The organism is Paraniabella ginsengisoli, assembly GCF_022513635.1.
GTDB lineage: Bacteria > Bacteroidota > Bacteroidia > Chitinophagales > Chitinophagaceae > Niabella > Niabella ginsengisoli.
In genome coordinates this window covers 157,616-177,414 of sequence record NZ_JAKWBL010000004.1, presented here as the reverse complement: position 1 = coordinate 177,414, position 19,799 = coordinate 157,616, and the positions used below count along the sequence as shown (strand labels likewise).

25 protein-coding genes are annotated in these 19,799 nt (G+C 40.4%); 20 read left to right on the top strand and 5 right to left on the bottom strand.

Features of this window, described 5'->3' with window-relative positions; genetic code table 11:
- The first annotated feature begins 6 nt into the window (after positions 1-6).
- The 8 genes from MKP09_RS17890 to MKP09_RS17855 all read left to right on the top strand — a co-directional run bounded on the left by MKP09_RS17890 (position 7) and on the right by MKP09_RS17855 (position 5,944).
- Entirely contained in the window at positions 7-549 is a 543-nt protein-coding gene (locus tag MKP09_RS17890; protein ID WP_240831686.1) for a FecR family protein, read from the top strand.
- 11 nt (positions 550-560) lie between these two features.
- Positions 561-695, top strand: a complete 135-nt coding sequence (locus MKP09_RS17885) for a hypothetical protein (RefSeq protein ID WP_240833302.1) — start codon at positions 561-563, stop codon at positions 693-695.
- Positions 695-1,102, top strand: coding sequence for a DUF4974 domain-containing protein (locus tag MKP09_RS17880; RefSeq protein WP_240831685.1), 408 nt, complete (start codon positions 695-697; stop codon positions 1,100-1,102). The genes MKP09_RS17885 and MKP09_RS17880 overlap by 1 nt, the downstream gene beginning before the upstream one ends.
- 146 nt (positions 1,103-1,248) lie before the next feature.
- Positions 1,249-2,514, top strand: coding sequence for a SusC/RagA family TonB-linked outer membrane protein (locus MKP09_RS17875; RefSeq protein ID WP_240831684.1), 1,266 nt, complete (start codon positions 1,249-1,251; stop codon positions 2,512-2,514).
- 1 nt (position 2,515) lies between these two features.
- Positions 2,516-3,079 (top strand): TonB-dependent receptor, encoded by a 564-nt coding sequence (locus tag MKP09_RS17870; protein ID WP_240831683.1) that lies wholly within the window; start codon positions 2,516-2,518, stop codon positions 3,077-3,079.
- The gene (locus tag MKP09_RS17865) at positions 3,004-4,260 is read left to right on the top strand and encodes a SusC/RagA family TonB-linked outer membrane protein (protein WP_240831682.1); all 1,257 of its coding nucleotides are present in this window, start codon (positions 3,004-3,006) and stop codon (positions 4,258-4,260) included. The genes MKP09_RS17870 and MKP09_RS17865 overlap by 76 nt, the downstream gene beginning before the upstream one ends.
- Positions 4,261-4,277: 17 nt before the next feature.
- Positions 4,278-5,114 (top strand): RagB/SusD family nutrient uptake outer membrane protein, encoded by an 837-nt coding sequence (locus MKP09_RS17860; RefSeq protein ID WP_240831681.1) that lies wholly within the window; start codon positions 4,278-4,280, stop codon positions 5,112-5,114.
- Complete coding sequence (locus tag MKP09_RS17855; RefSeq protein WP_240831680.1) at positions 5,036-5,944, top strand: RagB/SusD family nutrient uptake outer membrane protein; 909 nt, start codon at positions 5,036-5,038, stop codon at positions 5,942-5,944. The genes MKP09_RS17860 and MKP09_RS17855 overlap by 79 nt, the downstream gene beginning before the upstream one ends.
- Positions 5,945-6,018: 74 nt before the next feature.
- On the opposite strand, the gene pheS is transcribed toward MKP09_RS17855, so the two are convergent.
- Genes pheS through MKP09_RS17840 form a run of 3 tightly spaced genes read right to left on the bottom strand, consistent with a single transcriptional unit; the run spans position 6,019 to position 7,565 of the window.
- Positions 6,019-7,059: a phenylalanine--tRNA ligase subunit alpha gene (pheS, locus tag MKP09_RS17850; RefSeq protein ID WP_240831679.1), complete on the bottom strand. Its 1,041-nt coding sequence runs from the start codon at positions 7,057-7,059 to the stop codon at positions 6,019-6,021.
- A gap of 15 nt (positions 7,060-7,074) precedes the next feature.
- Positions 7,075-7,365 (bottom strand): type II toxin-antitoxin system HicA family toxin, encoded by a 291-nt coding sequence (locus MKP09_RS17845; protein WP_240831678.1) that lies wholly within the window; start codon positions 7,363-7,365, stop codon positions 7,075-7,077.
- The gene (locus MKP09_RS17840) at positions 7,362-7,565 is read right to left on the bottom strand and encodes a hypothetical protein (protein ID WP_240831677.1); all 204 of its coding nucleotides are present in this window, start codon (positions 7,563-7,565) and stop codon (positions 7,362-7,364) included. The genes MKP09_RS17845 and MKP09_RS17840 overlap by 4 nt, the downstream gene beginning before the upstream one ends.
- Before the next feature lie 171 nt (positions 7,566-7,736).
- On the opposite strand from MKP09_RS17840, the gene MKP09_RS17835 reads away from it, so the two are divergent.
- From MKP09_RS17835 to cysS, 11 genes are all read left to right on the top strand, one after another.
- Positions 7,737-8,675, top strand: a complete 939-nt coding sequence (locus tag MKP09_RS17835) for a methylenetetrahydrofolate reductase (protein WP_240831676.1) — start codon at positions 7,737-7,739, stop codon at positions 8,673-8,675.
- Between the two features lie 285 nt (positions 8,676-8,960).
- Positions 8,961-9,329 (top strand): class I SAM-dependent RNA methyltransferase, encoded by a 369-nt coding sequence (locus MKP09_RS17830; protein ID WP_240831675.1) that lies wholly within the window; start codon positions 8,961-8,963, stop codon positions 9,327-9,329.
- On the top strand, positions 9,326-10,087 hold the full coding sequence (locus tag MKP09_RS27530; RefSeq protein WP_317235402.1) for a methyltransferase domain-containing protein: 762 nt from the start codon (positions 9,326-9,328) through the stop codon (positions 10,085-10,087). The genes MKP09_RS17830 and MKP09_RS27530 overlap by 4 nt, the downstream gene beginning before the upstream one ends.
- A 41-nt stretch (positions 10,088-10,128) precedes the next feature.
- Entirely contained in the window at positions 10,129-10,308 is a 180-nt protein-coding gene (locus MKP09_RS26565) for a hypothetical protein (protein WP_317235401.1), read from the top strand.
- 333 nt (positions 10,309-10,641) lie between these two features.
- Positions 10,642-12,111, top strand: coding sequence for a BspA family leucine-rich repeat surface protein (locus MKP09_RS17820; protein ID WP_240831674.1), 1,470 nt, complete (start codon positions 10,642-10,644; stop codon positions 12,109-12,111).
- 136 nt (positions 12,112-12,247) lie between these two features.
- The gene (locus MKP09_RS17815; RefSeq protein ID WP_240831673.1) at positions 12,248-12,883 is read left to right on the top strand and encodes a rhomboid family intramembrane serine protease; all 636 of its coding nucleotides are present in this window, start codon (positions 12,248-12,250) and stop codon (positions 12,881-12,883) included.
- Positions 12,884-12,945: 62 nt separating this feature from the next.
- The gene (locus tag MKP09_RS26560) at positions 12,946-13,077 is read left to right on the top strand and encodes a hypothetical protein (RefSeq protein WP_262915501.1); all 132 of its coding nucleotides are present in this window, start codon (positions 12,946-12,948) and stop codon (positions 13,075-13,077) included.
- Positions 13,074-13,877, top strand: a complete 804-nt coding sequence (locus MKP09_RS17810) for a rhomboid family intramembrane serine protease (RefSeq protein WP_240831672.1) — start codon at positions 13,074-13,076, stop codon at positions 13,875-13,877. The genes MKP09_RS26560 and MKP09_RS17810 overlap by 4 nt, the downstream gene beginning before the upstream one ends.
- 142 nt (positions 13,878-14,019) lie before the next feature.
- A complete protein-coding gene (locus MKP09_RS17805) occupies positions 14,020-14,337 on the top strand; it encodes a hypothetical protein (protein ID WP_240831671.1) in 318 nt (105 codons plus the stop codon).
- 29 nt (positions 14,338-14,366) lie between these two features.
- Positions 14,367-15,131, top strand: coding sequence for an endonuclease/exonuclease/phosphatase family protein (locus tag MKP09_RS17800; protein ID WP_240831670.1), 765 nt, complete (start codon positions 14,367-14,369; stop codon positions 15,129-15,131).
- A 363-nt stretch (positions 15,132-15,494) separates the two neighbouring features.
- A complete protein-coding gene (cysS, locus tag MKP09_RS17795; protein ID WP_240831669.1) occupies positions 15,495-16,997 on the top strand; it encodes a cysteine--tRNA ligase in 1,503 nt (500 codons plus the stop codon).
- A 93-nt stretch (positions 16,998-17,090) separates the two neighbouring features.
- On the opposite strand, the gene MKP09_RS17790 is transcribed toward cysS, so the two are convergent.
- Positions 17,091-17,510 (bottom strand): clan AA aspartic protease, encoded by a 420-nt coding sequence (locus MKP09_RS17790; RefSeq protein ID WP_240831668.1) that lies wholly within the window; start codon positions 17,508-17,510, stop codon positions 17,091-17,093.
- A 76-nt stretch (positions 17,511-17,586) separates the two neighbouring features.
- On the opposite strand from MKP09_RS17790, the gene MKP09_RS17785 reads away from it, so the two are divergent.
- Positions 17,587-18,873, top strand: coding sequence for an ABC transporter permease (locus MKP09_RS17785; protein WP_240831667.1), 1,287 nt, complete (start codon positions 17,587-17,589; stop codon positions 18,871-18,873).
- A gap of 172 nt (positions 18,874-19,045) precedes the next feature.
- Here the strand turns inward: MKP09_RS17785 and MKP09_RS17780 are convergent, their stop codons facing one another.
- On the bottom strand, positions 19,046-19,729 hold the full coding sequence (locus MKP09_RS17780) for a hypothetical protein (RefSeq protein ID WP_240831666.1): 684 nt from the start codon (positions 19,727-19,729) through the stop codon (positions 19,046-19,048).
- Positions 19,730-19,799 lie beyond the last annotated feature (70 nt).

Genomic DNA, 19,799 nt, shown 5'->3' with positions numbered 1-19,799 from the left:
TGATTTATGGACAAGCAAGTCACAATAGTGATGATTCAACGCTTCTTTAATAACGAATGCAGTGAGGATGAAGCCAAATTAGTGGCTTCTTATTTAAAGGAAAATAATGATGTGTTGAAAGCATACCTGCCAGACGAAACATTGCAGCAAGCGGAAATAACAAACGAATTATCAGATGTTAAAAAGAACGAATTGTTGCAGAACGTTACCCGCAACATTGATGTGCAAAGGCGAAAGGTTTATTTTAAAAGAGCGGGATTAGCTGCTGCCATATTACTCGGAGTTTTCTTTGCGGGCAAATTCGCATTAGGTGATTTTAACAGTGATAACAAAATTTTTGCTGTATCACAGTCATCGCGCCCGATTAAACGGTTTGAGAATAAAACAGGTAGATCTCATTTGGTTCGCTTGCCCGACGGGTCAAAAGTCTCGCTAATGTCCGGAGCCGCTATCGAATTCAGCAAAGAGTTTAACGAAGACAGGAATATCATTTTAACAGGGAAAGCCTTTTTGAAGTCGCCCATGACGAGAAGCATCCTTTTAAGGTAGAAGCTAATGGGATAAGCACAAGTGCTTTGGGTACTCAATTTTGGGTTGATGCAGATAAGACGCGGGGAACAATAAATGTGAACCTTGTGGAAGGCAGGGTGGTTGTGGAGACAATAGAAAAAGTGAGCATGAAAAAGTTTATTTAGTGCCAGGACAGCAATTACACATTGACTTAAAAAGTGCAACAGCGGTACTTTCCGGCCCCGACCATACAGATAAGAAGGCGTTGGGTTCGGTTGATTCAGTATGCAACAAGGGAATTGTCGTTAAAGAGAATGGAGTAAGGCATGGAAAAGTCAACTGGGGGAATACAGAATATTCTTTCTCAGATCAATCGTTGTCACAGGTATTCAAACGTATTGAAAAAAGATACGGGATAACTATTGCATTCAAGGATGCAGAAATTGAGAACTATAGATTTACCGGAAAGGTTATGTACAAAGATTCGCTTGATATGGTTATGAGGCATCTCTGCCAGTTATACGATTTGAAGTACACCCGAGCAGAGAACAATATCACGATAGAAAAAGTTTCTGAGAATTTAAGAAAATAAGTTTTTCCAAAGCTAGTGCTAAGGCTCTCTTACATTATTAATTATTCAATTATTTAAACCTCGATTAAATGCAATCAAAGCCTAATTTTTTACTTTTAGTAGTGCTTCTTTGTTGTGGGCTCCAAGGGCTATCACAAACGGTACAGGTGCCTGGGCTTGTACTTTCAAAATCTGGCGAACCGCTCCAGGGTGCTTCGATAAAGATTGTTGATGTGCAGAGTAACGAAACAACAAATCTTCTTACGGATGCAAATGGGGCATTTTCACCCGCGATGAAAGAAGGCCGTGCTTACAATTTATACTTCACTTTTGTGGGCTACAATCCGGATTCGTTAATAAACTTTTCTGTTGGCGCAAATGAGCGAAGCAGTATCATGATGCGCATGGCAGCGGTAGATGGACAGATGGACGAAGTTGTGGTGGTAGGTTATGGCACACAAAAGAAATCTCAATTGATAGGATCTGTGGCGCAGGTCGGTGCTGACCAGATCAATAACAGGCCCGTTCCGCAGCTTTCGCAGGCGCTAACCGGCCAAATGCCGGGTGTGACTATTATACAACGATCCGGGCAACCAGGTAATAGCGGAGGTAATATTCGGGTTAGAGGTGTCGGATCTTTTGGAAGTGATCCTTCAGCTTTAATATTAGTCGATGGTATTCCAGCAAACTCGTTAGATGAAATTAATCCGAATGATGTAGAAGCCGTTTCTGTTTTGAAAGATGCCTCTTCCGCCGCTATTTATGGCGCCCGTGCAGCCAACGGAGTTATTCTCGTCACCACCAAAAGTGGCAGTGGCAATGGTAAGCTGAATATCAATTACAGCGGACATGTAGGTGTTCAGCAAGCAACCGAATATCCCGAACAAGTACCATCCTGGGAATATGCTACACTTATAAATGAAGCGGAAGCCAATACATATACAGACGAGGAAATACAAAAATTCAGAGACGGGAGTGATCCAGACAATTATGCCGATATAAACTATGTAGACAGGTTATTTAAAAAATCTTTCTCTCAAACAGCACACAATCTTTCTATTTCAAACAAGACCGCTAATACACAATACCAACTTTCACTCGGCTATTTATACCAGAACGGACTTGTTGAAAAGAACAATTATAACCGGTATAATGTACGCATGAACATGGTGAATACAATAGCCAAAAATATAAAGCTTACTACAAGGTTGGCAGGCATGCAGTTCATAGATAATCAGCCCGCGCCACCTGCCACTTTAGATTTTAATGATATGGTCACCCTGATCGGACAGATTATTCGTTATCCTTCCTACTTCCCTGCTGAGCTAAGTAATGGAGATTGGGGCCAGGGTAATAATAATGCCGGAACGCCAGTATCCTTTTTACAAAGCGAGTCATTTTTTAAAAACAAAGGACAGGAAATTACTGCTTAATATGCGCGTAGACTGGGATATTATAAAAGACTTGAAGATTTCCGTTATTGGCGGCTATACCTACGGCGGCTATACATCTCAACGTTTTTTAGCCAATCAAAGACTAAATGAAACGGTTACAGTTGGTCCAGGAAATCTCACGCAAATTAACGGAGCGAATTATTATAAAACCCTGCAACAGCTATTAGAATACACAAAGAAATTGGGCGACCACGAAATCAGTATTCTGGTCGGCCACTCTTTTGAGGAAAATCGAAGTGATACTTCGGAAGCCTATCGCGGCGGATTTGTAAATAATCAATTGACACAGTTAGATGCGGGTGATGCAGCCACCCAGACGAACAAAGGAACAGCTACTGAGTGGGCGCTTGATTCTTATTTTGGACGACTGCGATATAGCTACAAAAATAAATATCTGGTAGAAGGTGTGCTTCGTCATGATGGATCTTCAAAGTTTAATCCTGACAATAAATATGCAACCTTTCCGCCGTGGCGGTTGGTTGGCGGCTTTCTAATGAGAAATTTTTTAAAGACGCCGTGCCATGGATTAACGATCTTAAAATAAAAGCCTCTTATGGAACGCTCGGTAACCAGAATATAGGAAACTATCCCTACCAAAGTGTATTTCAGCCCAACTTTAATTATCCGATCGGTGGAGGTCTATTGTCGGGATCGGCCGTTACAACGCTTGTAAATAATAGCATTCGTTGGGAATCTACAACGACAAAAGATGTTGGTATCGAATTGACAACATTAAATCGCAAGCTGTCTTTTGGGGCTACTTATTTCGACCGGTACACTTATGATATTTTGGTAAGTCCAGGAGGTAGCGTTTCCAATGTTTTAGGCTTCACAGTTGGCGTACAAAACTCCGGATCGCTGAGCAATAAGGGATGGGAATTTACTGCCTCATATAATAATACCATTGGGGAATTCCGTTATCACGCAGATGGAAATCTTTCCATTATCAATAATGAAGTACTTAATCTTGGCGTAGGAAATGTAAATCAGCCAAACGGATTGGTGGGGAATGGTAATGATTTGTTCATCGGGTATCCGCTTGGCGCTTTCTATGGCCTCGTGGCCGAAGGGTTGTTTACTGATCAGGCAGATATAGATGCTTATCCTACACAAACCACCAGCATCAACCCTGCTGTAAAGCCCGGTGATATCCGTTATAAAGATATATCGGGCCCCGATGGCGTGCCTGACGGTCAGGTAGACCTTACTTACGATAGAACCATCATTGGTAGCACCATTCCCAAATACACATATGGTCTTAACCTGGGTGGCGGCTATAAAGGATTTGATTTTTCTGTATTACTGCAGGGAGTTGCAGAAGTGCAGGGAAGATTGTCGAATTACGCGGGATATGCGTTTTATGTAAGCGGTACCATACAACGCTACCAGGCGGATGGCCGATGGAGCCCTGAAAACCCCGACAGGAACGCAACTTATCCACGTCTTGAAATTATTAGTAATTCCGGTACAGCCAATACTAGGTTGTCTTCTTTCTGGATGCTCAATGCCAGTTACATGCGGGTTAAAGCAGTTCAATTGGGATATAACTTACCAAAAACGATAATAAAGAAAATCGGATTAGAAGGTATAAGAGTATATGCTAGCGGGGAAAATTTATTTACAATAAATAGATACCCTCAAGGTTGGGATCCGGAGATTAACTCAGGCGGAGCGTATTATCCGATACTTAAGAACTACACTTTTGGGTTGAACATTAATTTTTAATTCTTAAACGCTTTGAAATGAAATATCAGTTTAATACTTTTTATAAATACCTGTCATGTGTTTCTATACTTCTTATTATAGGAGGATCAGGTTGCCGCAAATATTTAGATAAAACACCATTAAGTGCACTTTCAAGTGAAACATTTTGGACGAGCGAAACCAATGCGATGATTGCACTTACTGGCGTGTACCGTGGAAATATTCAAATGGCTAATTCAGCTGAATTTAATGCAACAGACTGGTGGTCTTATTATGGATTGTTATTTACTGAGTTTGCCACGGACAATGCGTATGACCGCAGGGGCGATAACTCTGTATTTAACTTGCTTACAAATGGAACGTTAACCTCGTCGAATGTGTTGCTGAGAGAATATTGGCAAAGAAGCTATCAAAGAATTGCAAGGTGTAATTACTTTTTAGAAAATATAGCTAAAACGCCCATGGACGCGGCTAAAATTGAGAGAATGGGCGCCGAAGCCCGCTTCATTCGGGCCTGCCAGTATTTTTATATGTCACAGTATTGGGGCTCAGTGCCGCTTGTAACCAAAGTTCTAACGCTTGATGAGGCTAACACCGTATCTAAAGCAGCAAAGGACGATATTGTAAAATTTGTAAGGGAGGAATTAACGGAAGTGTCTGCAATATTGCCAAGATGGAAAGATTTACCTGCCGATGAAGCTGGGCGTGCGAGCAAACAAGTAGCATTAGCATTTTTAGGCAGGTTAGAGCTGGCTGAAAAAAATATTCCGAGGCTGCTACGGCATTTAAATCCATTATGGATTACGGCGATAATAACATTGATCCAAATTTCGAAAGTCTTTTTGATGGAACTAACGAAGGGAGTAATGAACTAATTTTCTCATCCAGGTTTCTCAAAAACTTGGCGCCAAATGGATTCACTCAACACTGCCTGCCACGTGTATTAGGCGGATATCATTTACATAATCCATTAGGCAGCCTGGTGGAATCTTTTGAGTTTGCAGATGGAACACCTTTTTCTTATGTTGATACCCGCTATAATGCTCAGGATGTGGGAGCGAACAGAGATCCGCGTCTTAAATACACAGTATTATATAATGGCAACACTTTTAAAGGAGTGGTGTATAATAACAATCCTGATGATAATACCGCGCAAGACAGACTTACTGCAGGAGCTTTGCAAGCTACACGCTCAGGATACTGCATCAAAAAGTTCAATACAGGATATACAGGTGATGTTGCAAATACAGATACGGATATCCCCGTCATTCGTTATGCCGAAGTTTTATTAAGCTATTTAGAAGCAAAGCTCGAAAACGGAGAGGCTATAAACCAAGCCTTATTAGATGCTACTATTAATAAAGTAAGGTCCAGGGCATCCGTAAATATGCCGCCGGTTACAGCCATCGACCCTGCAACGCTGCGGCTGATATTAAGGCGGGAAAGAAGGAATGAACTCGCTTTGGAAGGGATCAGATATTGGGATATCCTTCGTTGGGGCATTGGAGGGCAGGTATTAAACGGTAAATTTTATGGCGCATCTTATCCCGGGTCTCAGGCAGTTGCTACCAGAAATGGTGCCGCTAATGCCGATCCGCTTAACCGAAGCAGATGGTATGTAACCTCGAAAGCTTTCAGAGTAGGCACCGACGAAAAGTGGCCAATACCGCAAACTGAACAAGATATTAATCCGAACCTGAGATAAAGTATTTGTATTGTAAAAAGGTGTATGCAGACGTCTTACATACACCTTTTTATAATCTTCTAATGATTTTCCCTTTACCCTGCGCTTGTAAACTGTTTCAAAAACCGTACATCGTTTTCGCTAAATAAACGAATATCATTAATGCCGTATTTCAGCATGGCTGGGCGTTCTACGCCCATTCCAAATGCAAAGCCGGTATATTTTTCCGGGTTGATGCCGCTGTTTTGTAATACGTTTGGATGGATCATACCGCAACCTAAAATTTCCACCCAACCAGTCTTTTTACAAATATTACAGCCTTTACCGCCGCAGATAAAACAGCTCACATCCATTTCAGCGCTGGGTTCGGTAAATGGAAAATAAGAAGGTCGGAAACGTACACGAACATCCTGGCCATACATTTCTTTTACAAAGAAGTATAGTGTTTGTTTCAGGTCGGCAAAAGATACATTCTCGTCAATATACAAACCTTCCACCTGGTGAAAAAAGCAATGGCTGCGTGCGCTAATGGTTTCGTTGCGATACACACGCCCCGGACAAATAACCCTGATGGGCAATTTACCTTTTTTCATTTCTCGGATCTGCGTATTACTGGTGTGTGTGCGTAGTAACCAGTCAACAGCAGCGTTTTCGCCGGCATCTACATAAAAAGTGTCTTGCATATCCCGCGCCGGATGGTGTTCGGGCATGTTCAACGCAGTAAAGTTGTGCCAGTCATCTTCAATTTCCGGTCCTTCGGCAACGGCAAAACCAAGTCGCTGAAAAATAGAAATGATTTGATTGCGCATTAAAGAAATGGGATGGCGGCTGCCTAACGGCGTTTCATCGCCGGGTAGGGTTAAATCGATATCCGATGTTTGTTGTACGGTATTTGATGTAGCGTCCTTTAATTCGTCAAATTTCGCTTCTGCAAATTGTTTAAATTCATTTAAAATCTGGCCAGCCTCACGCTTTTGTTCGTTCGGCACATTCTTCATTTCACCCATAATGCCTTTTACCAGGCCTTTGGTTCCCAGCCATTTAATTCTGAAATCTTCTACCTGTTTATCATCAGTAGCGCTAAAAGAACTGATTTCGTTTTTATACGCCTCTATTTTCTGTAACAAATCCTGCATAGGCCGCAAAGATAACTATGATATAGGATTTATAGTGAGTGGATTTGTTGGGATGAAATAATCTTTGCCAAACAATTCGTTGATTAATTCTTCTTTTTGTTTGCTAAAATGCTCCGCAATATTTGAAAGAATGGCAGAAGGTGTACCTAACTTTAAGGGATTGTGATGTGGGATCGTAATGTGATGTTGTCCTTCTTTTTCAGTGGTTAATCTTATATGGCTCCCAGCTTGTCTGGTAATAATATAACCGTAAGGTTTTAGCAATTTTATCAAATCTTTACCGCTAATATCTCTTGGTATTTTCATGCGGCAATCACTTCTTCTTTCACAATATGAAGCCGGATAAGTCGTTTTTGGTCATCATCAAAATGGCAGTGAACAGCATCGACTACTGCTGTTTTAAGCTCGTTCCACGATTCGGCCTGCGTAAAAATAGCCACGCCAAGCCCTTTTGCTATAAAACCGCCCTCATCGCTCTCTTCAACTATAAAAATGAGTTCTTCCATAATATCAAACTTACATAAAATTCTTCATCCCAACATGCGTCCAACTTGCCCAAGCCATGGCGCATGTCCTCACGCGCCGCATAAGAGGAAAATAAACAAACGAAGTTTGCGTTAAATTATACCGCATTTTATAACAGCTAACCGTAATTTTGCACCCTACAAAAAATGGGAATGAAAGTAATTGAGCATATAAACAAAGCCGCGGAAAAGAACGAAACCCTGATTTCTTTTGAAATTCTTCCACCGTTAAAAGGGAAAGGAATTGATGGATTGTACGATCATTTGGATCCGTTGATGGAATTTAAACCTGCTTATATCAATGTTACTTATCATCGTAGCGAGCACGAATTCCGAAAGAACCCTGACGGCAGTTTTAAAAAAGTAACCATTCGCAAACGTCCGGGTACAGAAAGTATTTGTGCGGCGATCATGAACAAATATAATGTTGACACGGTTCCGCATTTGATCTGCGGCGGCTTTAGCATTATGGAAACCGAAGATGCGCTTATCAATCTTAATTATTTAGGAATAGACAATGTGTTGGTGCTTCGTGGCGATGCGGCTAAAAACGAAACGGCTTTTATTCCACAGCCAGATGGCCATTTATACGCATCTGATCTGTTAAAACAGGTAATGAACCTTAACAACGGAATGTACCTGGAAGAAGAATTGATTAACAGCCGCAAAACCGATTTCTGCATTGGCGTAGCGGGTTATCCCGAAAAACATTTTGAAGCGCCTAATATGCAAACCGATCTTACCTACTTAAAAGCAAAGGTTGATGCTGGTGCTGATTATATTGTAACGCAAATGTTTTTTGATAATGCAAAATATTACGCATTTGTAGAAGCTTGCCGGGCAAACGGCATCAATGTGCCCATTGTTCCGGGCCTCAAACCTATTTACAATAAAAGGCAGTTAACCGTTCTTCTTCCTAAAATATTTTCGATCGATTTGCCGCAGGATCTTTCCAACGAAATATCCAAATGCAAAAACAATGCAGACGTAGAAAAAGTAGGCGAAGATTGGTTATTAGAGCAAAGTCGCGATCTGAAAAAAATGGCGTACCAGGCCTTCATTATTACACGCTTGGCAAACCGGGCATTGTAGCCAATGTAATTAACCGGATGTAATTTTATGTAGCCAGCTGTAGTGCTACTATCAACTTTGTTGCGTCGCACTCTTGTACTGCAGAATATATCTCATCAATTATGTACGACGTAAGTTATACGATGTACGTACATGTAACAAAAACTGGTCTGACCGTCTCGGTCTGACCAAATAAAATAAACAATCACTTAACTTGGCACGCAGAAAAAAGATATTACCCTCGAAAAAATATTAATAGAAGACTATGCCGCCGAAGGCCGTTCGCTGGCTCGTGTAGATGGTAAAGTGATCTTTGTGGAGCAGGTTGTTCCCGGCGATGTGGTGGATGTGCGGCTTACTAAAAATAAAAAAGACTGGGGCGAAGGCACGCCTTTTCATTTTCATAGCTATTCTGATAAACGTGTTGATCCTTTTTGCAAACATTTTGGAACCTGCGGCGGTTGTCAGTGGCAAATGCTGCCTTACAATTTGCAATTGCAATACAAGCAAAAGCAAGTTCACGACAACCTGAAAAGAATTGGAAAAATAGAGCTACCCGAAATACAGCCGATCTTAGGCGCAAAACAAACAACCCGATACAGAAATAAAGTAGAATATACTTTTGGTACAGATGAGTTTTTACCAAAAAGAACTCATCAAAAGAAGGGAGGGTGACGGACGCGATATCTCCTCCCCGCTGGGGGAGGTCGGGAGGGCGCCGGGGCTGCAGGCTTCCACGGCGCGGCTTTTGGAGCAAAGTTGTAGATATAGAAACCTGTCATTTACAAAGCGAACCCACAAACGATATTCGTTTGGCCATCAAAAAATATGCTTTTCAAAATGGCTTAAGCTTTTATAACCTGCGCGAACAGCATGGTTTTTTGCGTACCATGCAGGTGCGCCTTTGCGAAACCGGCGAATGGATGGCCAATATTATGGTGGGCGAGAATGACATGGAAAAGATTGAAAAGCTGATGCAATTTGTATTGCAACAATTTCCAAACATCACATCGCTGCTTTATACAATCAATACCAAACATAATGACAGCCTGCATGGCCTGGAGCCGGTAACATATTATGGCAAAGGTTATGTAATTGAGAAGTTGGAAAATTATCAGTTTAAAATCGGACCTAAATCTTTCTTTCAAACCAATACCAAGCAAGGCGAAGAACTTTATAAAATCACCCGCGATTTTGCTGAACTAACCGGTAAAGAGATTTTGTACGATTTGTATTGCGGAACGGGAAGCATCGGTATTTTTTGCAGCGAAAACGCCGGTAAAATCATTGGCGTAGAAATGATTGATGCCGCTATTGAAGATGCTAAAGAAAATGCAGCACTCAATCATCTTGATAAAACACTTTTTTATGCTGGCGATGTAATTAAGGTTTGCGACGATGATTTTTTTGAAAAACACGGCGCCCTGATGTAATCATCACCGATCCGCCACGCGCCGGTATGCACGAAAAATTAGTGCAAAAAATTAATGAAATGGCGGCGCCAACCGTTGTTTATGTAAGCTGCAATCCGGCTACACAGGCGCGCGATCTGGCATTGCTCGATGAAAAATACAGGGTTACAAAAATTCAACCAGTTGATATGTTTCCTCACACGCTGCATATAGAAAACGTGGTGCAGCTGAAGTTGAAGTAGGCAAGTAAGCTGTGCCTAATGGCCGTCCAACGCTGTAAAACAGTTGTTTATCTATTTGATTTGTATATAGAAGATATATTAGGTATCTTTATTAGGAACACTTCATTCGCTATCCTATCCGAATTATTATTTATCACCATTAACTTTTAATGGATTATTAGTTGCTTACCCGGATGGTAGCCGGAAGTTTTCAATACCCCCTCAAACCTTATTGTTGTAATTATTAGTAGATGGCTTTATGCCTCATCCGCTATGGATAGGATGTCGTGTATGGGCTATAAGCAGCTTGTTAAAGGTTTAAATATAGCCTATGTAAAGGCTAAACTAACAACTATGAAGAGAACAAAGTATATTATATTATTTCTGATGTTGCTGTGTGAAACTGCAGCCTTCGCACAATCTGACCCCTTTATTACCACATGGATATTACCTCCCGGGTCTTCAGCAACAAGCTCCATAAGCTTTAATGCATTGACAGATGGATCCGTTAACTATTCCTGGACTAAAATGGGCGGAAGCGGAGGTAGTGGAAGCGGTAGTTTTACCAGGACAACTCCGGATAATGTAGAAATTGTTATATCATTAAATCCCGGAGAATTACTAACCCTATCTATGCAACCTGCCAATCTCAGAAGATTTTTTATGGACGGGCTGCCTTCCGTTACCACCAGCAATTTATTGTTATTGGATGTGTTCCAATGGGGAGATGTTCCCTGGACCAGCATGCGTGACGCCTTTTCAAATTGTCAAAATTTATTACTGACAATTGTGGCGGGTGATGTGCCGGATCTTACTAATGTTACAGATATGGCATCAATGTTCTTTCAATGCGATAAACTCATAGGGCCGTCTAATATAAATTCGTGGAATGTCTCCAATGTAACTAATATGGCATCTATGTTTTTGGGCACTGATGTTTTTAACCGGCCAATAGGGAATTGGGATGTAAGCAACGTAACAAATATGAGTGAAATGTTTACTTCGAGTAAGGCATTTAACCAGCCTTTAGGAGAATGGAATACGGCTAACGTAACAACCATGTACTATATGTTCGGTTTAGCGTCAGCCTTCAATCAGGATTTATCTGACTTTGAGTTGAACAACGCTACCAACGTGCAATTTATGCTGGCTTCGTCGGGATTGGATTGCGTTAATTATGGTAAAACACTGTACGGCTGGGCATCAGCACCAACCACGCCGTCCAATCTCGTACTTGGCGCACAGGATCTGAAATATGGTCCGCCGGCTGCTGCTTCTAGAGGCGAACTTACAATGGCTGTTGCTTCCGGCGGCAAAGGCTGGACGATTCTTGATGACGGAGAAGATGCTACTTGCGATACTCCGCTTCCGGTTGATTTTGGAAGCATTTCAGGAAGTTTTAACAACGGACATTTACAAATAGATTGGAGCACGCTTACCGAAACAAACAGCAGTCATTTTGAAATAGAAGCTTCCACAGATGGTGTTACTTTTACCAAAATAGGTGAAGCAAAAAGCCAGGCACCAGATGGTAATTCGGATGTTGCGCTAAGTTATAGTTTCACCACATCCTCTACTTCGCTCTTTTTCGTCTTCTCCCTGCTGTCATTGGCATTGGGGCTGGGCTATAAAATAGATAACCGCAAAAGATTTTCGAAACTGCTTGCTATATCGGGAGTTTTTGTACTTGGTTTCCTGGCTTGCAACAAAGCAGATATGCCGCTGGATCTGGAGAAAGATGCAAAAATTTATGTACGCGTGAAGCAGGTAGACAAAGACGGGCTATCTAAATACAGTAAAATAATAAAACTTGTAAGCCGGTAACATTATTTTTAATAGTTAAGGCTGCGGTTTCTGTACAGCCTTAAAATTTTAAGTTTTAGCAAAAGCAATTCTGCTCGTCTCAACATTTCAATTTGTAAACTTATCAATCAAACCACCCAATAGCTATCTTTGCCGCATGAGTTTTTATAGTAGACCGGCAGAAAAATTTCCACCTGCCATAAAGAATTTGATTATTATTAATGTGTTGGTTTGGCTAGCGCAAATGCTGTTTGATGCTAAAATCGATTTAACCGGCAAAATAGGATTGTGGCCCTTTCTTTCAAACAATTTTCGACCCTGGCAAATCGTAACCCACATGTTTGCTCATGCCGCATCTGGTCAGTATATGTTTTTTCATATACTATTCAATATGTTTGCTTTGTGGATGTTTGGCCGTGTTTTGGAAAATCTGTGGGGATCTAAAAGGTTTTTAATCTTTTATATGATTTGCGGTTTGGGTTCCGCAGTTGTACATCTCACTATGCAATATATAATGGGCGGTCATGAAATGGCCGTTGGCGCATCTGGTGCTGTATTTGGCGTGTTGGTAGCTTTTGCAATGACTTTTCCCAATACAGAACTATATTTAATGTTCGTTCCAATTCCTATAAAAGCAAAATGGGCAATTTTGGGTTTAATTGCAATTGATCTTTTTGGAGGTGTTACTCGTTCAGGTAGTGATATCGCGCATTTCGCGCATTTGGGTGGCGCATTAACAGGGTTTATTTTACTGAAAATATGGAACAAAAACAATAGGAGAACGTTATACTAGGAAGTGCTTCGGTAAAATGTTGACAACCGTGGGCATGTAAGCTGTAAAACAGAAATATATTTATGGGAATTTCAGATAGAAATTATGATTCGAGGCTATCTTTCGGAGGCAAGATAAATCCGCTTGTGGTGCTGCTTGCTATAGCCATGATTATTTTCGTGGTGCTTACTTTTTTAAAGGAATTACCTATTTGAGATTGCCGGAAGGTGGCGATGTAACAGGTGTTTTTAATAAGAATGTTCTTTCTTGGTTCGCACTTTCTGATGATGCTGTCAAAACGCTTTCCAAACCTTGGACTGTTTTAACGTATTCCTTTGTACATACCAGCATCTGGCAGTTATTTGCAAGCCTTCTTTGGCTTTGGAGCTTTGGTTATATATTGATTGACTTAACAGGATTTAAAAAAATTGTACCGGTTTTCATTTATGGTACACTTGCTGGCGCAGCGGCTTATTTAATAGCTAAAGAATTTATGCCTGTTGTGGCCGGTGCTGAATCTCAATATTTTTTAGGCAGTGGAGCTGCAATTTTAGCTGTTTGTACTGCAGCAACAACTATTTGCCCCAATTACAAAATTTTCCCGATGTTGGGCGGGGGTATATCATTATGGATCTTATCCATTGTGTACCTGGCAATTGATATGGCCACATTACCAGCAAATGGTCCGGCTTTGTATGTCGCGAATATTGCAGGTGCCGTCGCTGGCTTTTTATTTATTTTTCTTCTAAGAAGAGGAATGGATGGAAGCGATTGGATGAATAATTTATACGATTGGTTCTCAAATCTTTTTAATCCTGAAAAACCTCAGCAAAAACGAAATCAAATTAAATCGACTTTGTTTTACAATGCGGCTAAGGCTCCTTTTTCCAAAACACCTAAACTAACACAACAAAAGCTTGATGAAATTCTGGATAAAATAAACCAAAGCGGTTATGATAATTTATCTGTTGATGAAAAAGATTTCCTGAAACGTGTGAGCAATGACGGAGGGTGAGGGATGTTTCGGGTTTCAAGTTTCAGGTTCCAGGTACGTAGAATCGTGTCATGTCCTGAAACCTGCAACCAGCAACCTGAAACAAATTTCTATTATGTAATCTTACTTTAGTTCTCTATCTTCCGGTTGCAAACTTTGTGACATGGGTTTTTTTACAAGAATAAGCAAGCGGGTACTGTTTGTAATAAACATAATAGTAGTGTCGGCCTTTTTATTGGCTTGCCTGAATCCTTATATCAATCCTGAAAACTGGCCACTCATATCGCTAATTAGCCTCACGTTTCCCTTTTTACTACTTTTTGTTTTTCTGTTTCTGATCTGGTGGCTTTTTGTGCGCAGAAAATGGGCTTTGTTATCTGCTATTGCATTAATTCTGGGCGGTGGCGAGATCACTAATTTTTTCGCCGTTAAGTTTTATACGTCTTTTAAAGAGCCGAAAAAGAAGGCTCCATCAGGATAGCAACCTGGAATGTTGCCAGGTTTATAGAAATGATCAAGAACAATAACATGGGCAGCCAGACCCGCTATAAAATGCTAAAGCAAATAGGCCGCGTTAATGCAGATATACTCTGTTTTCAGGAATTTTCATCATCCGTAAATCCTGACTGGTACAACAATATTGTTGCGGTGGGAAAGGGGTTAAAATATCCCTATCACTATTTTTCGCACGATGTGGATGGTGACCGCTTATTTAACGGAAGCGTTATTTTCAGCCGCTTCCCAATTATTGACACTGGTATGGTTCGCTTTCCAAGGCCTACCTTGCCCGATGCATTGGTATTTGTCGATATTAAAATGGGCAAAAAACTGGTGCGTGTGTATACCACTCATTTACAATCCAATCAGTTTAGAAAAGAAGATATTTCGAAAATTGAGGAGCTAAAAGGTGCAAAAGGAAATGTTGTTAGTAATGCGCGTCAAATCTTATCAAAACTATCCATTGCTATAAGACACAGAAGCATACAGGCAGACATGGTGAACAGCGTTATTAGCAATAGCCCGCATCCGGTTATTTTTAGCGGGGATTTGAATGACGTACCCAATTCTTACACTTACAGAACCGTTAAAGGTGATATGCAGGATGCGTTTTTGCAAAAAGGATTTGGAATAGGCCGTACATATACATCATTGTCACCCACTTTGCGAATCGATTATATTTTTACAGATAAGAATTTCGATGTGCTTCAATGCAAGCGCATAACTACCAAATACTCCGATCATTACATGGTTGTGGCCGATATGAAGTTAAACTAATCTTTAAAAAGACAGCCTTCACAGAATTATAAAAGCAGTTCGGCGAAAAGAATACAATGTCTTTTAATTTATGATAAACTTTAATCATAATTAAAGGCTCACTCCGGCATGCGCACTGTTTTATTACTTATTTTATTTTTTTGATTGCTCAGATATTAAGGGCTTTACCAGTATTTACATCACTTAATACTTAGAATATGCGTTTTGCTCATTCTTAAAGGGGTAGCTATTCCATGCATTGAGCCAGGCGCCGGCAAATATTATGTAGAAAGGATAAAAAATCAATAAATACTACCGGGCAACTCCCGTTTTTTTATTGCCTCCGATATCCGTTATTTTTGTAGATAATTATTTTTTAAAGTGATGAGTGAGCTAAAAGTATATAATTCTTTATCAAGGCAGAAAGAAGTTTTTGAACCGGTAACACCGGGACATGTTGGTATGTATGTATGTGGGCCAACGGTTAGTGGAGAAAGCCATCTGGGCCATGCCAGGCCATATGTGACATTTGATGTGTTGTACAGATATTTAACTCACCTGGGGTATAAAGTGCGTTATGTGCGAAACATTACAGATGCCGGCCATTTTGAAGAAGAAGGCCGTCAGGCGGAAGATAAAATATCTAATAAAGCAGTATTGGAAAAACTGGAGCCAATGGAACTGGTGCAGAAATACACCAATCTGTTTCATTGGGCTATGTTGCAGTTCAATAGCATACCACCATCCATTGAACCTACAGCTACCGGGCATATTATAGAGCAAATAGAAATGATCAAAAAACTGATCGCCGATGGTTATGCTTACGAAAGAAACGGGTCGGTTTACTTTGATGTAAAAAAATATGCTACTAATTACGATTATGGAAAACTAAGTGGCAGAAAAATAGAAGACCTTTTAGAAAATACCCGAGAGCTGGAAGGACAGGGTGAGAAAAATAATCCTGCAGATTTTGCGTTGTGGAAAGCTGCACCACCTCAGCATATTATGCGCTGGCAAAGCCCGTGGGGCGAGGGTTTTCCGGGATGGCATATTGAGTGCTCTGCTATGGCTACTAAATATTTAGGGAAGCAATTCGATATTCATGGTGGTGGTATGGATTTAATGTTCCCACATCATGAAAGTGAAATTGCTCAAAGTACCATATGTAACCATGGAGCGCCTGTGAAGTATTGGATGCACAACAACATGATCACCATTAATGGCCGTAAAATGGGCAAGAGTTATAATAATGTGATCAAGCTTACAGAACTGTTTAGCGGCGATCATCCTTTATTAAGCCAGGCTTTTCATCCAATGGTTATCCGGTTTTTTATTTTACAAAGCCAGTATCGCAGTACGCTCGATTTTAGCAGCGAAGCCTTGCAAGCATCTGAAAAAGGACTAAAAAGATTATGGGAAGCGTATGAAAACTTGATCAAGCTGCAATTGCGCAGTAATGAATTGGGCGACATGGCGGGAGATAAGGAGCTTGATAATAAAGTGAACAAGTTGGTTGATGAGTTTGACGAGTTTATGAATGATGATATCAACACGGCTAAAGTGCTTGCTAATATGTTTGAATTGGCTCCGGTCATTAATGGATTGAAAGATAAAACTGTTAATATCAAATCCTTGGCAGCTACAACTTTCAGCAAACTGCAATCTCAATTTAAAGTTTACCTGGAAGATATTTTTGGGCTAAAGAGTGTAACTGAAGCGGATAATGAAAAACTTACCGATGTGATGAAGTTGATCATCGACATAAGAAAAGAAGCCAGAAATAAAAAAGATTTTGTTACATCTGATAAGATCCGCAATCAACTTGCAAGAATTGGTATCTCACTTAAAGATGAAAAAGACGGTGCTATAAGCTGGAATGTAGAATAGAGGAGTTGGCAGATGACGATTGACAGTGTGTGCAAGAATGTTCTGATGTTTCGTTTCGGCGAAAAGCAGAGTGAGCTTAATCGATGCGTTTTGTTATTTCAATTTCATCTGAGCAAAGTACGGATGTTCAGGATTCACGATCAGTTCCCGGCGATAAGGATGTATTACCACATCCATATCTTCAAGCGGGATCGCGCCTAGAAGCATTTCGCTATCGCCCGGCAAAACCATTGCATCTACAACGCATCTTCTGTTTTTAAACCTTACTTCAATAGGACCTGCAACGTCATATTCAACAATACTTCCGTCAGCCAATTGGCCTTTGCGCTTTTCAACTATGCTAAGTTGCAGTTGCTCCTGAACATTTTCGTTAATGCACATATAAACGCTGCCTGTATCAACCAGCATGTTTACAGTGATGCTCTTTATTTCTTCTTCACCTATTACATGCCGTCTTGCTAATGCTAGGTCATCTCCATTTATCAATTCTATTTCAGCGTAAATAATCCCCATAGATTGTTGTTTTATCAATCCAAATTTAGTCCATTTATTGTACAATACAACGCTGATAAAAACTACATTTGCTCTGATGTACAAACTCTGGGCAACTATAAAAAAAGACTGGCGTATTTTAACCCGCGATAAAGTGGGGCTTACGCTCATGTTTGTAATGCCTATTGTGTTAGCCATTGTTATAACCACGGTTCAGAACAGTACTTTTGAATTGGTTAACGATAAAAAGGTGCCGCTGTTATTGTTGAATAAGGATAAAGGTGTGGTTGGTAAAGAGTTGGAGGCCACACTACAGAAGGGCGGCATGTTTACAATTAAAAAATTGTCGGCCGGGCAAGGCGAAAATATTTTGAAACAACGACTACAAAACAAAGAAGCGTTGTTAGCCCTTATAATTCCGGAGCAATATACTTCCGATGTTTTAGCAAAATCAGAAAAGGTAGCGGGGCAGGCGTTACAATCCATCGCTGTGGCTTCAGATACAACTTCCATTGAGGGCAAAAGACCCGTGGCTTCGGTGGTATTGTATTATCATCCTGTTCTGCAAAGTTCTTTCAGGCAGGGCATCGACGGCGCACTTAGCAGCGTTTTACAAATTGTTCAAAGCAAATACATCGTAAGACAATTATATAGCGCCATCAACGATTCGGCAGCCATACCCAACAATCTTGAACAGGAAATACTCACTAATCAAACACCTGTTCAGCAATTTTCCGTTTCGAAAGATGGTGATCATGTAATTGTAAACGCTACACAACATAATATTCCCGCGTGGACCGTTTTTGCCATGTTCTTTATCGTCATATCACTTGGCGCAAGCATAGTAAGGGAGAAGAACAGCGGCAGTTTTATGCGTTTAAAAACAATGCCCACTTCCCTTACGCTGGCGATAATATCCAAGCAAATAACTTATATCATAATAACTGTGATCCAGGCATTGATCATCTTTTCAATTGGGAAATGGATTTTTCCGCACATAGGTTTGCCAGGTTTGGATTTTCCAAATGATAAAGCGAGCCTAATGCTGGTGATTATATTATGTGGATGGTGTGCCGCAAGCTTTGCCATAATGATTGGCGTATTTGCTAAAACACAAGAGCAAAGTAATGGTATAGGAGCTGTTGTTATTGTGCTTTTTGCTGCAGTAGGCGGTTTGCTTGTGCCTGCTTTTGCTATGCCACAATCCATGCAAGGGGTTATGCGCATTTCACCTTTACATTGGTGCCTGGAAGCTTTTTATGGATTGTTCTTAGAGCAAGGAGATCTAAAAGATATCTTCCTGATATTGGTGCCCATCATTATAATGATCTTCATCTTCCAGCTTATTGCTTTTATTGGTATGAAGCGTCAACGTTTGATATAGCTACCAGTAATTATTTTTTATGCAACCGGCTTAAGTACTACTATCATCTGTCTTCCGCCAGCTGGCGGACTCTTATACTGTAGACTATATATCAGCATAAAAAGACAAATGACAGAAGGTCGCTGTTTTCAACTACCTCCTGTCATCTGCTAACTGTCATCTGTCAACTATTCTAAATTGTCCATTGATCGTGTACAATACCCACCAGGTAATATTTGCCGTTAATTTCCTTGAAAATAAGTCTTACAGATTTCCAATCCATACCACCATATTTCTTTGATCCTGAAAAATAGCTTTCTGTAAAATCGCCCCCTTCGTAAACACTTTTAAGGTTGTTCACCGAATTTCCTGTTTTAATGATATTGTTGATATCATATTTTTCGGGATTTACAAAGTTCGCATCATAAACAAATTTTTTAAAATATTCAGCTGGGGTGAGAGTTATTGCGTCTCCGCTTCCGTCATAACTACCCCAGTTAACCCGCTTGTTTTTATTGGCTGTAACAAGTTTTATAAAAGCATCACGTGAAAATTTTTTGTCATCTGGTAATACCGTAGCATACGGGGAAAACCGAACGCCTTCTTCCGGATGAATCAAAGAATCAAGTTTTGTGTAATTCTTTTCTTTGAAGATCGTCAATACTTCTTTTGTAAGTCCTGTAAGTACAGAGTCCTTGCTGGGATTATTGTTCAAAGAATCTTGTTGAGCAGCAATTCTTACAGAATCGGCCAGCTCGCCCAGATTGACATTTGTGGAGTCTTCACTGGTTTGATCAGTTCCTTTGTTATTGCAGCCGTTTTTACAACCAACAATAAGTACACTGCTCAACATCAATAGGGCAAATATTTTCTTCATTACAATAAGGTTTTTCTTGGAGTAAAGTTAAAACGCAATAAGCTATTATAATTATAACAAAGGCTTAAAA